The organism is Burkholderia sp. AU38729 (genome assembly GCF_020419725.1).
Lineage (GTDB): Bacteria > Pseudomonadota > Gammaproteobacteria > Burkholderiales > Burkholderiaceae > Burkholderia.
Genome location: NZ_JAIZQO010000016.1, coordinates 1 through 13,962 on the forward strand (window position 1 = coordinate 1; position 13,962 = coordinate 13,962).

At 65.9% G+C, this 13,962-nt stretch carries 14 protein-coding genes; 11 read left to right on the forward strand and 3 right to left on the reverse strand.

Annotated features, from left to right (window positions below):
• Nucleotides 1-326 precede the first annotated feature (326 nt).
• Complete coding sequence (locus tag LGM56_RS32495) at nt 327-1,103, reverse strand: enoyl-CoA hydratase (protein WP_226207809.1); 777 nt, start codon at nt 1,101-1,103, stop codon at nt 327-329.
• 129 nt (nt 1,104-1,232) lie between these two features.
• Between LGM56_RS32495 and paaN the strand changes: the two genes are divergently transcribed.
• From paaN to paaK, 5 genes are all read left to right on the forward strand, one after another.
• Nucleotides 1,233-2,939 (forward strand): phenylacetic acid degradation protein PaaN, encoded by a 1,707-nt coding sequence (gene paaN, locus LGM56_RS32500; protein ID WP_226207810.1) that lies wholly within the window; start codon nt 1,233-1,235, stop codon nt 2,937-2,939.
• A gap of 87 nt (nt 2,940-3,026) precedes the next feature.
• A complete protein-coding gene (pcaF, locus tag LGM56_RS32505) occupies nt 3,027-4,229 on the forward strand; it encodes a 3-oxoadipyl-CoA thiolase (protein ID WP_226207811.1) in 1,203 nt (400 codons plus the stop codon).
• 45 nt (nt 4,230-4,274) lie between these two features.
• The gene (gene paaG / locus LGM56_RS32510) at nt 4,275-5,066 is read left to right on the forward strand and encodes a 2-(1,2-epoxy-1,2-dihydrophenyl)acetyl-CoA isomerase PaaG (protein WP_226207812.1); all 792 of its coding nucleotides are present in this window, start codon (nt 4,275-4,277) and stop codon (nt 5,064-5,066) included.
• A 1-nt stretch (nt 5,067) separates the two neighbouring features.
• Nucleotides 5,068-5,520, forward strand: coding sequence for a hydroxyphenylacetyl-CoA thioesterase PaaI (gene paaI, locus LGM56_RS32515; protein ID WP_071335534.1), 453 nt, complete (start codon nt 5,068-5,070; stop codon nt 5,518-5,520).
• A gap of 38 nt (nt 5,521-5,558) precedes the next feature.
• Nucleotides 5,559-6,857 carry a phenylacetate--CoA ligase PaaK gene (paaK, locus tag LGM56_RS32520; protein WP_089424399.1) on the forward strand — a complete coding sequence of 433 codons (1,299 nt, stop codon included), beginning with the start codon at nt 5,559-5,561 and terminating at the stop codon, nt 6,855-6,857.
• A 264-nt stretch (nt 6,858-7,121) separates the two neighbouring features.
• Here the strand turns inward: paaK and LGM56_RS32525 are convergent, their stop codons facing one another.
• Entirely contained in the window at nt 7,122-8,246 is a 1,125-nt protein-coding gene (locus LGM56_RS32525; protein ID WP_226207813.1) for a murein transglycosylase A, read from the reverse strand.
• 28 nt (nt 8,247-8,274) lie between these two features.
• Between LGM56_RS32525 and LGM56_RS36870 the strand changes: the two genes are divergently transcribed.
• Complete coding sequence (locus LGM56_RS36870) at nt 8,275-8,406, forward strand: hypothetical protein (protein WP_256940834.1); 132 nt, start codon at nt 8,275-8,277, stop codon at nt 8,404-8,406.
• Between the two features lie 22 nt (nt 8,407-8,428).
• On the opposite strand, the gene apaG is transcribed toward LGM56_RS36870, so the two are convergent.
• Nucleotides 8,429-8,803 (reverse strand): Co2+/Mg2+ efflux protein ApaG, encoded by a 375-nt coding sequence (gene apaG, locus LGM56_RS32530; RefSeq protein WP_011350820.1) that lies wholly within the window; start codon nt 8,801-8,803, stop codon nt 8,429-8,431.
• 178 nt (nt 8,804-8,981) lie between these two features.
• On the opposite strand from apaG, the gene rpe reads away from it, so the two are divergent.
• From rpe to trpD, 5 genes are all read left to right on the forward strand, one after another.
• Complete coding sequence (gene rpe, locus LGM56_RS32535) at nt 8,982-9,668, forward strand: ribulose-phosphate 3-epimerase (RefSeq protein ID WP_011883156.1); 687 nt, start codon at nt 8,982-8,984, stop codon at nt 9,666-9,668.
• Nucleotides 9,669-9,672: 4 nt separating this feature from the next.
• Nucleotides 9,673-10,437, forward strand: a complete 765-nt coding sequence (locus LGM56_RS32540) for a phosphoglycolate phosphatase (RefSeq protein WP_226207814.1) — start codon at nt 9,673-9,675, stop codon at nt 10,435-10,437.
• Between the two features lie 357 nt (nt 10,438-10,794).
• Complete coding sequence (trpE, locus tag LGM56_RS32545) at nt 10,795-12,288, forward strand: anthranilate synthase component I (RefSeq protein ID WP_039362349.1); 1,494 nt, start codon at nt 10,795-10,797, stop codon at nt 12,286-12,288.
• Nucleotides 12,289-12,301: 13 nt separating this feature from the next.
• Nucleotides 12,302-12,892, forward strand: coding sequence for an aminodeoxychorismate/anthranilate synthase component II (locus LGM56_RS32550; protein WP_089472086.1), 591 nt, complete (start codon nt 12,302-12,304; stop codon nt 12,890-12,892).
• 13 nt (nt 12,893-12,905) lie between these two features.
• Nucleotides 12,906-13,937, forward strand: a complete 1,032-nt coding sequence (gene trpD / locus LGM56_RS32555; protein WP_043191545.1) for an anthranilate phosphoribosyltransferase — start codon at nt 12,906-12,908, stop codon at nt 13,935-13,937.
• Nucleotides 13,938-13,962: the final 25 nt, after the last annotated feature.

The following is a 13,962-nucleotide window of genomic DNA, read 5'->3' on the forward strand; positions in this document are numbered from 1 at the left end:
CGAGATTATGAACCGTGTTTCGCAGCTCGTCAACAACTTTTTACACTACATCGTTGCGACTGCGGGGCTCAACTTCCAGGCCAGTTGCGCGCTCCAGACTCCAGCACACCGCCAACCCTGCTTCCCTTCTCCCGCGCCGCGTTTCCGTTAGCGCGAAAGAGGCGTGATTCTAAGCACCCGCCCCCGTCTCCGCAAGCCCTTTGTGAAAATATTTTGAAAAAGCCCCCGTGCGCTGGCGCGCACGGGGGCTTGGGGCTCGACGGGCCGGGCAATCATGCAGACGACCGATACCGCCACGTCGCCGGCCAACTACCCCAGCAACTCGATCAGCGGTGCTTGAACACCGGCTTCCGTTTCTCGACGAATGCCGCCATCCCTTCCTTCTGGTCTTCGGTCGCGAACAGCGAATGAAACAGCCGACGCTCGAAGTGGACGCCTTCGGCCAGCGTCGTCTCGTACGCACGGTTCACCGACTCCTTGACCATCATGACCGCCGGCAGCGAAAACTCGGCGATCGTCGCCGCGGCGGCAAGCGCCTCGTCGAGCAGCGTGTCGGCCGGCAGCACGCGAGACACGAGCCCCGCGCGCTCCGCTTCGGCAGCATCCATGAAACGGGCAGTCAGGCACATATCCATCGCCTTCGCCTTCGACACCGCGCGCGGCAGACGCTGAGTGCCGCCCGCACCCGGCATGACACCCAGCTTGATTTCCGGCTGGCCGAACTTGGCCGTGTCCGCTGCAAAAATGATGTCGCACATCATGGCCAGCTCACAACCACCGCCCAGCGCAAAGCCCGAAACCGCCGCAATGATCGGCTTGCGGATCTCACGGACCGTCTCCCAGTTGCGCGTGATGTAGTCGCCCCGGTAGACATCCATATAGGAGTAGGTCGCCATCATGCCGATGTCCGCGCCAGCCGCGAACGCCTTCTCGCTCCCGGCCACGACGATCGCGCCGATGCCATCGTCCGCATCGAACGCCTTCAGCGCGTCGCCCAGCTCATCCATCAGTGCATCGTTCAGCGCATTCAGCGCCTTCGGGCGGTTCAGCGTAACCAGCCCGACACGCCCCCGGGTCTCCACCAGGATGTTCTCGTAAGCCATCTATTTCTCCTCGATCAATGAAATGAGAAACGCCTCGCACATGCGAATAGTTTGATGCTACCATTCTCCGACCAACCGGTCGGTTAATTAATCGATCCAACCCCTCTCAACGTCCATCAGGCTGCCGCCATGACCCATGCACTGTTCACGAAGCACGAAGACACGCTGAAACACGCACTCGCCGCCATCGAGAGCCGCGGGTACTGGAGCCCGTTCGCCGAAATGCCAAGCCCCAAAGTGTACGGGGAAAGCGCGAACGCAGATGGTGAGGCCGCGTTCAAGTCGCACCTCGACAAGACGTTCGCGCTCGACCAGCCGGCGTCCGGAGAAACGGTCGGCGCAGAGCGGTCGCCGTACGGCATTGCACTGGGCATCCGGTATCCGAAGTCGACGCCCGACGAACTGATCGCCGCCGCTGCCGCAGCACAACGCTCGTGGCGCGAAGCCGGCCCAAGCGCCTGGATCGGCGTCAGTCTCGAAATCCTCGCGCGCCTGAATCGCGCCAGCTTCGAAATCGCCTACAGCGTGATGCACACCACGGGACAGGCATTCATGATGGCGTTCCAGGCCGGCGGCCCGCACGCACAAGATCGTGCGCTCGAAGCAGTCGCCTATGCATGGGACGAACTGCGCCGCATCCCGGCCGACGCGCACTGGGAAAAACCGCAAGGCAAGAACCCGCCGCTCGCGATGCACAAGCGCTACACGATCGTCCCGCGCGGCACCGGGCTCGTGCTCGGCTGCTGCACCTTCCCGACCTGGAACGGCTATCCCGGCCTGTTCGCCGATCTCGCAACCGGCAACACCGTGATCGTCAAGCCGCATCCGGGCGCGATCCTGCCGCTCGCCATCACCGTCCGGATCGCTCGCGACGTGCTACGCGAAGCCGGTTTCGATCCGAACGTCGTCACGCTCCTCGCGACCGAACCCAACGACGGCGCACTCGTCCAGGATCTCGCGCTGCGCCCCGAGGTCAAGCTGATCGACTTCACTGGCAGCACGCAAAACGGCACGTGGCTCGAACGCCATGCCCACCAGGCACAGGTCTATACAGAGAAGGCTGGCGTCAACCAGATCGTGATCGACTCGACCGACGACCTGAAGGCCGTCGCCAAGAACATCGCGTTCTCGCTAGCGCTGTACTCCGGCCAGATGTGCACGGCACCGCAGAACATCTACGTGCCGCGCGACGGCATCCGGACGGCGGACGGCCATGCGAGCTTCGACGAGGTCGCACAAGCCATCGCCGTTGCCGTGCAAAAACTCACCGGCGACCCGGCACGCTCGGTCGAACTGATCGGCGCAATCCAGAACGAAAGCGTGACCGCACGCATCGACAACGCCCGCGAGCTCGGCCGCGTGCTCGCCGATAGCCTGACCCTCCAGCACCCTGCGTTCCCCGATGCCCGCGTGCGCACGCCGCTCGTGCTGCAACTCGACGTGGCCGATCGCGAGAAATTCACGCAGGAATGGTTCGGCCCGATCTCGTTCGTGATCGCGACCGACTCGACCACGCAGTCGCTCGACCTCGCCGGGGAAATCGCGGCCGAACATGGCGCGCTGACCCTCTCCGTCTACAGCACCGACGACGCGATCGTCGACGCCGCCCACGACGCGGCGGTACGCGGTGGCGTCGCATTGTCGATCAACCTGACGGGCGGCGTGTTCGTGAACCAGTCTGCCGCGTTCTCGGATTTCCACGGCACGGGCGCGAATCCGGCAGCCAACGCGGCGTTGGCCGACCCGGCGTTCGTCGCCAACCGGTTCCGCGTAGTGCAAAGCCGCGTCCATGTTGCGCCGAAAGCAGCCCCCGTGGAAGCCGGCCAACCGGTATAACCCGAATGGCCGACGTGCAAACGCCGCCACGTTCTCTACCATGAACGAATCCGCCACCCGGCGGGTTCGTTGCTCATCGATACGCCCATGACAGACGCCTTTATCTGCGACGCGATTCGCACTCCCATCGGCCGCTACGGCGGCGCCCTGAAAGACGTCCGTGCCGACGACCTCGGTGCGGTGCCGCTCAAGGCGCTCGTCGAGCGCAACCGTGACGTCGACTGGACGGCAATCGACGATGTGATCTACGGTTGCGCGAACCAGGCCGGCGAGGACAACCGCAACGTCGCGCGCATGTCGGCGTTGCTCGCGGGCCTGCCGACCGACGTGCCCGGCACGACGCTGAACCGGCTGTGCGGCTCCGGGATGGACGCGGTCGGCACCGCCGCCCGCGCGATCAAGGCCGGCGAGGCGCGCCTGATGATCGCGGGCGGCGTCGAGAGCATGACGCGTGCGCCGTTCGTGATGGGCAAGGCCACGAGCGCGTTCGCACGCCAGGCCGACATCTTCGACACGACGATCGGCTGGCGTTTCGTCAATCCGCTAATGAAACAGCTGTATGGCGTCGATTCGATGCCCGAGACGGCCGAAAACGTCGCAGTCGACTACAACATCAGCCGCGCCGACCAGGATCTGTTCGCGCTGCGCAGCCAGCAGAAGGCCGCGCGTGCGCAGCAGGACGGGACGCTCGCTGGCGAAATCGTCGCGGTCACGATTCCGCAGAAGAAAGGCGATCCGGTGGTCGTCTCGCGCGACGAGCATCCGCGCGAGACTTCGCTCGAAGCGCTCGCGAAGCTGAAGGGCGTCGTGCGCCCGGACGGCTCGGTGACGGCCGGCAACGCCTCGGGTGTCAACGACGGTGCGTGCGCGCTGCTTCTCGCCAATGCGCAGGCAGCCGACCAGTACGGCCTGCGCCGCCGCGCACGCGTCATCGGCATGGCGACAGCCGGCGTCGCGCCGCGCGTGATGGGCATCGGGCCCGCGCCGGCCACGCAAAAACTGCTGCACCAGCTCGGCATGACAATCGACCAGTTCGACGTGATCGAGCTGAACGAGGCGTTCGCGTCCCAAGGTCTCGCGGTGCTGCGCATGCTCGGCGTCGCCGACGACGATCCGCGCGTGAACCCGAACGGTGGCGCAATCGCATTGGGCCATCCGCTCGGCGCATCGGGCGCCCGGCTCGTGACCACGGCGCTCCACCAACTCGAGCGTACGGGCGGCCGCTTTGCGCTCTGTACGATGTGCATCGGCGTCGGCCAGGGCATCGCACTCGCGATCGAACGCGTGTAACCCACGCACGGCGCGCCTATAACGAAGTCATGAAGGAGACACTGCATGTCTTATCAGGCGATTCAGTTGGAAATCGATCAGGCCTCGAACGTAGCCACGATTACCCTCAACCGCCCCGACAAGCTGAACAGCTTTACGCGGGCGATGCATCGCGAGTTGCAGTCGGCGCTCGATGATGTCGAGGCGGCCGGTGCGCGCGCGCTGATCCTGACAGGTGCGGGGCGCGGCTTCTGCGCGGGCCAGGACCTGGCTGATCTCGACTTCACGCCGGGCGCGTCCACCGATCTCGGCGCGCTGATCGACGAGCACTTCAATCCCCTCATCCGCCGCCTGCAGCGTCTGCCGATTCCGGTGATCGCCGCCGTCAACGGCACGGCGGCCGGTGCCGGTGCGAACCTCGCGCTCGCCTGCGATCTCGTGTTCGCCGCCCGCTCGAGCAGCTTCATCCAGGCCTTCGTCAAGATCGGTCTCGTGCCCGATTCGGGCGGCACGTGGTTCCTGCCGCAACGCGTCGGCATGGCACGCGCGCTGGGGCTCGCGCTGACCGGCGACAAGCTCGGCGCCGAACAGGCCGAGCAATGGGGCTTGATCTGGCGCGCGGTCGACGACGACGCGCTCGCTGCGTCAGCCCGCCAGCTCGCCACCCAGCTCGCGCAGCAGCCGACGCTCGCGATCGCATCGATCAAGCAATCGATGCGTGCCAGTGTCACGAACACGCTCGACCAGCAACTCGACATGGAACGCGACCTGCAGCGCAGGCTCGGCCAGTCGCACGACTACGCGGAAGGCGTGAAGGCATTCATCGAGAAGCGCGCGCCGCGCTTCGAGGGGCGTTGACATGACAAACGCCACTGCCACGCTCGACCCCGATGCGCTCGCCCGCGCCACCGCGCGGGCCATGTACGACGCCGACGCATGCAGCCGTGCGTTCGGGATGGAAATTGCCGAAGTACGCGCCGGCTACGCGCGCCTGCAGATGCGCGTGCGGCCGGAATTCCTGAACGGGCATCAGACCTGCCATGGCGGGATCATCTTCACGCTGGCCGATTCGACGTTCGCGTTCGCGTGCAACTCGTACAACGTGAATACCGTCGCGGCCGGCTGCTCGATCGAATTCCTGCGCCCCGTGCACGGCGATGACGTGCTGACGGCCGAGGCGATCGAGCAGGCGCGCGCCGGCCGCCAAGGCATCTACGACATCCGCGTCACGAACCAGACCGGCGAAACCGTCGCGATGTTTCGCGGCAAATCCGCCCAGATCAAGGGCACGGTCATCCCGGAAGACCGCTGACGTCGACGGCTCGCACATAACAAACACTGGAGACATGCATGACTACCCCGCTACCGCTCGAGCCGATCGAGACCGCCTCACGCGACGAGCTGACCGCGCTGCAGCTCGAGCGCCTCAAGTGGTCGCTCCGGCATGCGTATGACCACTCCCCCGTCTATCGTCGCAAGTTCGACGACGCGGGTGTCCATCCGGACGACCTGAAGACGCTCGCCGACCTGTCGCGCTTCCCGTTCACGACGAAGAGCGACCTGCGCGACAGTTACCCGTTCGGGATGTTCGCGGTGCCGCAGGACCAGATCTCGCGCATTCATGCGTCGTCGGGCACGACCGGCAAGCCGACGGTCGTCGGCTATACGGCCCGCGACATTGACACGTGGGCGAATCTCGTCGCGCGCTCGATCCGCGCCGCCGGTGCGCGCCGCGGCGACAAGGTGCACGTCAGCTACGGCTATGGCTTGTTCACGGGCGGGCTTGGCGCGCACTACGGTGCCGAACGCGCAGGGCTGACCGTGATCCCGTTCGGTGGCGGCCAGACCGAGAAGCAGGTGCAGCTGATCCAGGATTTCCGACCCGACATCATCATGGTCACGCCGAGCTACATGCTGTCGATCGCCGACGAAATCGAGCGCCAGGGTCTCGATCCCGTGCAGAGTTCGCTGCGCATCGGCATCTTCGGCGCGGAACCCTGGACCAACGATATGCGCGTCGCGATCGAGCAGCGGATGGGCATCGATGCGGTCGACATTTACGGGCTGTCCGAAGTGATGGGCCCCGGCGTCGCGTCCGAATGCGTCGAGACCAAGGACGGCCCGACCATCTGGGAAGACCACTTCTATCCGGAAATCATCGACCCCGAAACCGGCGAAGTGCTTCCGGACGGCGAACTCGGCGAGCTCGTGTTCACGTCGCTGACGAAGGAGGCGCTGCCGATCGTCCGCTACCGGACCCGCGACCTCACGCGGCTGTTGCCCGGCACTGCCCGCACGATGCGCCGGATGGAGAAGATCACCGGGCGCTCGGACGACATGATGATCGTGCGCGGCGTCAACGTGTTCCCGACGCAAATCGAGGAGCAGTTGCTCAAGCAGCACGCGCTCGCCCCGCACTATCAGATCGTGCTGACGAAGGAAGGCCCGCTCGACGTGATGACGCTCAATGTCGAGCCTTGCCCCGAGACAGCACCCGATACGGCGGCGATCCATGCGGCAAAACAGGCGCTCGCCTACGACATCAAGTCGCTGATCGGCGTGACGGCCGTGATCAACGTGCTGCCCGTGAACGGGATCGAGCGGTCGGTCGGCAAGGCGCGACGCGTCGTCGACAAGCGCAGGGGCTGACGAAAGTCGCTGCGCGTGAATGACGCGCGGTGAATCCGTGGCTGCAAATGAAACAACCCGATCGGCCAACACCGATCGGGCTGTTTCATTCCGGGATGCATTTGGGCATCCGCCGACGCAACAAGCGCATCGCGAAATCTGACACAGCACGTCCGCCCTCACGATCAGAGCAACGTGCCCCACGCGCACAGCCGCTTCTACGAATGCCGCGTCTGCCGCATCGGCGGTGACCCGAGGAACCCCAGCCACCCGCGCCGCGTCACATCACGAATTCGGGAACAGCAGCCACATCCGGCCGACCTGCTTCATCCGCCCAGCCTGATCGCCTGCATCGTCGCCGAGCCCCCAGAAATAGTCGGCCCGCACGCCGCCCTTGATCGCGGAGCCCGTATCCTGCGCGAACACGAGCCGGTTCATCGGCGTATTCGTCAGCGGGCGCGTCGTCTGCAGGAACACGGGCGTGCCAAGCGGGATCGACGACGGGTCGACGGCGATCGAACGCTCCGGCGTCAGCGGCACGCCCAACGCGCCGATCGGGCCGTCCGCGCCGCCGTGCGGTGCATCTTCCTTGGTCGGCATGTCGCGGAAAAACACGAACCGCGGGTTCGTGTCGAGCAACGCGTCGACGCGGGTCGGGTTCGCCTTCGCCCACGCCTTGATGCCCTGCATCGTCGCCTGGGCGGGCGTCAGCTCGCCGCGATCGAGCAGCCACTTGCCGATCGAGCGGTACGGCTGGTTGTTGGTGCCGCCGAAGCCGACCCGCATCACCGAACCGTCGTCGAGCAGCACGCGCCCCGAGCCCTGCACCTGCAGGAAAAACGCTTCGATCGGGTCGTCGACCCACACGAGTTCGTTGCCGTTCAGGATGCCGGCGCGTTCGAGCTGCGCGCGTGCCGGCAACGCGGCGCCCGGGCGATAACCGGCCGGCCAGCGGTAGAGCGCGTACTGATACGGACCGCGACGCACGCGCGAACCATGCAGCAGCGGCTCGTAATAGCCGGTCACGAGCCCGTCGAGCGTACCGTCGGTGTTCGCAAGCTGGAACGGCGTGAAATACGTTTCGAAGAACGTGCGTGCACTGCTGACGTCGAGCTCGTCGAGCCGGTCGGCGGCCGCGCAGGCGCGTGTCCAGGCCGGCTGGCGCGCGAGCCGCACGCAGTTCTGCCGCAGCGCGGCGGTTGCGCCGAGCAGCGAATCGTCCTGCCAGCCCGGCACCTGCTGCCACGCGACCGGCGTGAGCCGCTTCGCGGCGACCTGACCCGGCACGATCGCCGCGCCGGTCGGCGGCTTCAGCGACGACGTCCGCGTCGGCGCGCCACCGCACGCCGCCAGCAGCGCCGCCGCGGCAGCAACCGCGACCCACCCGGCCACCCGGGGCCCAAACCACATACAATGTCCGTTCTTGATGGAAACCGCCATGTCAGATTTTCTCGACCAATATCCGATGCTCATCTTCGCGCTCGAAGCCTTCGTAGCGCTCGCCCTGCTGATCTTCATCGTCGTGTGGACGTCGTCGGGCAGAAAGAAGCACACCCGCAAGCCGCGCTAACACCCTGACGCACGCCGCACGCTCAATGCAGCGTGCGCGGCATGTGCAGGGCGAACTCGTCGACCGGCGCCTCGAAGCGCTCGCCGTCCTCCGCCACGCAGAAGTACGCGCCACGCATCGTGCCGACCGGTGTCGCGATCACGGCCCAGCTCGTGTACTCGAAGTGCTCGCCCGGCTGCAGCAGCGGCTGGTGCCCGACGACGCCGAGCCCCTTCACTTCCTGCACGTGGTTCTCGCTGTCCGTGATGATCCAGTGACGCGCGATCAGCTGTGCCGCGACCTGCCCGGTGTTGCGGATCGTCAGCGTGTACGCGAATGCGTATTGACGGCGATCGGGGTCGGATTGTTCCGGCAAGTAGCTGGTTTTCACCGAAACGGTGAATTGATACTGACTCATGGTGTTTCCGCTGGAAGATGACTGCCCGTGCCGGCATGGGCAACGGGGCCGCGGGCGCGCCGCATTGGTTCGGCATTCTATGCGCAATCCGGCCTCGACCGCACGGCCTGCCGCCGCGCACCGGGTCGCCGGACGGTAGAATGGCGGTTTTGCGCCGCAACGTCCCCGCTCCCCTGCCATGACCCAATTCCGCATCGCTCCCAGCATCCTGTCGGCCGATTTCGCACGGCTCGGCGAAGAAGTCCGCAACGTGGTCGCCGCCGGCGCCGACTGGATCCACTTCGACGTGATGGACAATCATTACGTGCCGAACCTGACCATCGGCCCGCTCGTGTGCGAAGCGATCCGCCCGCACGTGCAGGTGCCGATCGACGTGCACCTGATGGTACGCCCGGTCGACCGGATCGTGCCCGATTTTGCGAAGGCCGGTGCCAACCTGATCAGCTTCCACCCGGAAGGCTCCGATCACATCGACCGCACGCTGTCGCTGATCCGCGACCACGGCTGCAAGGCCGGCCTCGTGTTCAACCCGGCCACGCCGCTGAACTACCTCGACCACGTGATGGACCGCCTCGACTTCGTGCTGCTGATGTCGGTCAACCCGGGTTTCGGCGGCCAGTCGTTCATTCCGGAAACGCTGAACAAGCTGCGCGAAGCACGCGCACGCATCGACGCGTACACCGAGCGCACCGGCCGCGAGATCCTGCTCGAAGTCGACGGCGGCGTGAAGACCGACAACATCGCGGAAATCGCGGCGGCCGGCGCCGACACCTTCGTCGCGGGTTCTGCGATCTTCGGCAAGCCCGACTACCGCAAGGTGATCGACGAGATGCGCGCCGCGCTCGCTACCGTCGAGCGGAGCTGACGCCGTGGCCGACTCGTCGCTCACCGGCCATGCGCCGGCCGGAGCCGCACCGGAAGCCGCTCCGATCCGCTTCGCCACGTCGCGCATCGACGCGGCGCTGATCGATCTCGACGGCACCATGGTCGATACGGCCGACGATTTCACGGCCGGCCTGAACGGGATGCTCGCGCAGCTCGGCGCGCCAGCCACGTCGCGCGACGAGGTGATCGGCTACGTCGGCAAGGGCTCCGAACACCTGATCCAGAGCGTGCTGAAGCCGCGCTTCGCAGCCGACGAGGCGCACGCGCGCTTTGACGCCGCGCTCGCGATCTACCAGACCGAGTACGCGAAGATCAACGGCCGCCACACACGCCTCTACCCGGACGTGGCCGCCGGTCTCGACGCGTTGCGCGCAGCCGGCATCCGGCTCGCGTGCGTGACGAACAAGCCGCATCGCTTCGCGGTCGAGCTGCTCGAGCAATACGGGCTGGCCGATTGCTTCGGCATCGTGCTCGGCGGCGACAGCGTCGCGCGCAAGAAGCCCGATCCGCTGCCGATGCTGACGGCCTGCAACGCGCTCGGCGTCGCACCGGATGTGGCAGTCGCGATCGGCGACTCGGAAAACGATGCGCTGGCAGGCCGCGCGGCCGGGATGGCGACGCTGACGGTGCCGTACGGCTACAACCATGGCAAAGCTATACAAACGATAAATTCGGATGGTATAGTCGATTCGTTGCTGGTCGCAGCTCGCGCGATCTCCGCGCACAACGCCGGCCGGCCAACCTTCTGATCATTTCTTCCATCTGCATGTTTCTGAATAAAAAACGGAGTCTGAGCAGCATCGACCGGGGAGCCTGGCCCTGGCGTCGCTGGTCGCGCTAACCTCTTCGATGAGGTACGCTGAAGTACGTCTTCAGCGCCGTTTTTTATCTCGCTGCGCATCCGCGCGCCGATCGTCGCACCACCTCGAGTTCTACCGCGTCCGAACGCTTGCGTTCAGGCACGGCCGCAGGCTCGCGACGTTCACGCCCGGAGTGCCGGCCGGCAACAGGCACTTCTCGATCGACCGCCCTTTCGCCGACGGCAACCCGCGCAGCGTCAAGTGATCCCTGGCGCACGCGCCGCTCGTCCCGAACAGGACCGGAACATGACCGAACTCGAATTTCAATCGCTCGCGAACGAAGGCTACAACCGCATCCCGCTGATCGCGGAAGCCCTCGCCGATCTCGAAACGCCGCTGTCCCTCTACCTGAAGCTGGCCCAGCCCGAACGCTCGGGCGCCAACTCGTTCCTGCTCGAATCGGTGGTCGGCGGCGAACGCTTCGGCCGCTATTCGTTCATCGGCCTGCCCGCCCGTACGCTCGTGCGGACCCGCAACGGCGTGTCGGAAGTCGTGCGCGACGGCCAGGTCGTCGAGACGCATGACGGCGACCCGTTCCAGTTCATCGAATCGTTCCAGGCGCGCTTCAAGGTCGCGCAGCGCCCGGGCTTGCCGCGCTTCTGCGGCGGTCTCGCCGGCTATTTCGGCTACGACGCGGTGCGCTACATCGAGAAGAAGCTCGCGAACACCGCACCGCGCGACGATCTCGGCCTGCCCGACATCCAGTTGCTGCTGACCGAGGAAGTCGCGGTCATCGACAACCTCGCCGGCAAGCTGTACCTGATCATCTACGCGGACCCGAGCCAGGCCGAAGCCTATACGAAGGCGAAACAGCGCCTGCGCGAACTGAAGCAGCGCCTGCGCACGACCGTGCAGCCGCCCGTTACGTCGGCGAGCGTACGCACCGAGACGTTCCGCGAGTTCAAGAAAGACGACTATCTGGCCGCCGTGCGCCAGGCGAAGGAATACATCGCGGCCGGCGAGCTGATGCAGATCCAGGTCGGCCAGCGTCTGACGAAGCCGTACCGCGACAATCCGCTGTCGCTGTATCGCGCGCTGCGTTCGCTGAACCCGTCGCCGTACATGTACTACTACAACTTCGGCGATTTCCACGTGGTCGGCGCATCGCCGGAAATCCTCGTGCGCCAGGAAAAGCGCGGCGAAGACCAGATCGTCACGATCCGCCCGCTCGCCGGCACGCGACCGCGCGGCAACACGCCCGAGCGCGACGCGGAACTCGCGACCGAGCTGCTCAACGATCCGAAGGAGATCGCCGAGCACGTGATGCTGATCGACCTCGCGCGCAACGACGTCGGGCGCATCGCGGAAATCGGCTCGGTGCACGTGACCGACCAGATGGTCATCGAGAAATACTCGCACGTGCAGCACATCGTCAGCTCGGTCGAAGGCAAGCTGAAGCCCGGCATGACGAACTACGACGTGCTGCGCGCGACGTTCCCGGCCGGCACGCTGTCCGGCGCGCCGAAGGTCCGTGCGATGGAACTGATCGACGAACTCGAGCCGGTCAAGCGCGGGCTGTACGGCGGCGCCGTCGGCTACCTGTCGTTCTCGGGCGAGATGGATCTCGCGATCGCGATCCGCACGGGCCTGATCCACAACGGCAACCTGTACGTGCAAGCGGCGGCCGGCGTCGTCGCGGATTCGGTGCCCGAATCCGAATGGCAAGAGACCGAGAACAAGGCGCGCGCGGTGCTGCGTGCGGCCGAACAGGTCCAGGACGGCCTCGATAGCGACTTCTGACCGGAGACTGACCATGCTGCTCATGATCGACAACTACGACTCGTTTACCTACAACCTGGTCCAGTACTTCGGCGAACTCGGCGAGGACGTGCGCACCTACCGCAACGATGAAATCACGCTCGACGAAATCGCGCGCCTGAATCCCGATGCGATCTGCCTGTCGCCCGGCCCGAGCAACCCACAGCACGCGGGCATCACGCTCGACGTGCTGAAGGAATTCGCGGGCAGGAAGCCGATCCTCGGCGTGTGCCTCGGCCATCAGGCGATCGGCGAGGCCTTCGGCGGCCGCGTCGTGCGCGCGAAGACCATCATGCACGGCAAGGTGAGCAAGATCGAAACCGACTGCCGCGGCGTGTTCGCCGACCTGCCGAAGCACTTCGACGTCACGCGCTATCACTCGCTCGCGATCGAGCGCGAATCGCTGCCCGACTGCCTCGAGGTGTCCGCCTGGACCGACGACGGCGAAATCATGGGCGTGCGCCACAAGACGCTGCCGATCGAAGGCGTGCAGTTCCACCCGGAATCGATCCTGTCCGAGCATGGCCATGCGCTGCTCGAGAATTTCCTGAAACAGGCCCGCGCCGCGGCCGCGCAAGCCGCCTGACGGGAGCCTCACGATGACAATTACCCCGCAGGAAGCGCTGCAGCGCACGATCGAACACCGCGAAATCTTCCACGACGAGATGCTGCACCTGATGCGGCTGATCATGCGCGGCGACATGTCGCCCGTGATGGCGGCCGCGATCATCACCGGGTTGCGCGTGAAGAAGGAGACGATCGGCGAGATCGCCGCCGCCGCGACCGTGATGCGCGAATTCGCGAACCACGTCGAGGTGCAGGACAATTCGAACTTCGTCGACATCGTCGGCACCGGCGGCGACGGCTCGCACACGTTCAACATCTCGACCGCGTCGATGTTCGTCACGGCCGCGGCCGGCGCGAAAGTCGCGAAGCACGGCAACCGCGGCGTATCGAGCAAGTCCGGCAGCGCCGACGTGCTCGAGGCGCTCGGCGTGAACATCGACCTGCAGTCCGACCAGGTTGCCGCGTCGATCGCCGAAACGGGCATGGGCTTCATGTTCGCGCCGAACCATCACCCGGCGATGAAGAACATCGCGGCCGTGCGCCGCGAGCTCGGCGTGCGCACGATCTTCAATATCCTCGGCCCGCTGACCAACCCGGCCGGTGCGCCGAACCAGCTGATGGGCGTGTTCCACCCCGACCTCGTCGGCATCCAGGTGCGCGTGATGCAGCGCCTGGGCGCGCAGCACGTGCTGGTCGTGTACGGCAAGGACGGGATGGACGAGGTATCGCTTGGCGCGGCAACGCTCGTCGGCGAGCTGCGCGACGGCAAGGTGCACGAATACGAGATCCATCCGGAAGACTTCGGCCTGCAGATGGTGTCGAACCGCACGCTGAAGGTCGAAAATGCCGACGAATCGCGCACGATGCTGCTCGGCGCGCTGGACAACCAGCCGGGCGTCGCGCGCGAGATCGTCACGCTGAACGCCGGCACCGCGCTCTATGCGGCGAACGTCGCCGAGTCGATCGCGGACGGCATCCAGCTCGCCCGCGAAGCGATCGCGAGCGGCAAGGCCCGCGCCAAAGTCGACGAACTCGTGCGCTTCACGCAGCAGTTCAAGCGCTGACTCCCCTTACGAATCAAGCAGGAAT

Bases quoted from the DNA above. Each gene is read 5' to 3' on its own strand.
- trpE (WP_039362349.1), top strand. From the start codon at position 10,795: ATGACCGAACTCGAATTTCAATCGCTCGCGAACGAAGGCTACAACCGC.
- apaG (WP_011350820.1), bottom strand. From the start codon at position 8,803: ATGAGTCAGTATCAATTCACCGTTTCGGTGAAAACCAGCTACTTGCCG.
- trpD (WP_043191545.1), top strand. From the start codon at position 12,906: ATGACAATTACCCCGCAGGAAGCGCTGCAGCGCACGATCGAACACCGC.
- LGM56_RS32525 (WP_226207813.1), bottom strand. From the start codon at position 8,246: ATGTGGTTTGGGCCCCGGGTGGCCGGGTGGGTCGCGGTTGCTGCCGCG.
- rpe (WP_011883156.1), top strand. From the start codon at position 8,982: ATGACCCAATTCCGCATCGCTCCCAGCATCCTGTCGGCCGATTTCGCA.
- LGM56_RS36870 (WP_256940834.1), top strand. From the start codon at position 8,275: ATGTCAGATTTTCTCGACCAATATCCGATGCTCATCTTCGCGCTCGAA.
- paaK (WP_089424399.1), top strand. From the start codon at position 5,559: ATGACTACCCCGCTACCGCTCGAGCCGATCGAGACCGCCTCACGCGAC.
- LGM56_RS32495 (WP_226207809.1), bottom strand. From the start codon at position 1,103: ATGGCTTACGAGAACATCCTGGTGGAGACCCGGGGGCGTGTCGGGCTG.
- paaN (WP_226207810.1), top strand. From the start codon at position 1,233: ATGACCCATGCACTGTTCACGAAGCACGAAGACACGCTGAAACACGCA.
- paaI (WP_071335534.1), top strand. From the start codon at position 5,068: ATGACAAACGCCACTGCCACGCTCGACCCCGATGCGCTCGCCCGCGCC.
- LGM56_RS32550 (WP_089472086.1), top strand. From the start codon at position 12,302: ATGCTGCTCATGATCGACAACTACGACTCGTTTACCTACAACCTGGTC.
- paaG (WP_226207812.1), top strand. From the start codon at position 4,275: ATGTCTTATCAGGCGATTCAGTTGGAAATCGATCAGGCCTCGAACGTA.
- pcaF (WP_226207811.1), top strand. From the start codon at position 3,027: ATGACAGACGCCTTTATCTGCGACGCGATTCGCACTCCCATCGGCCGC.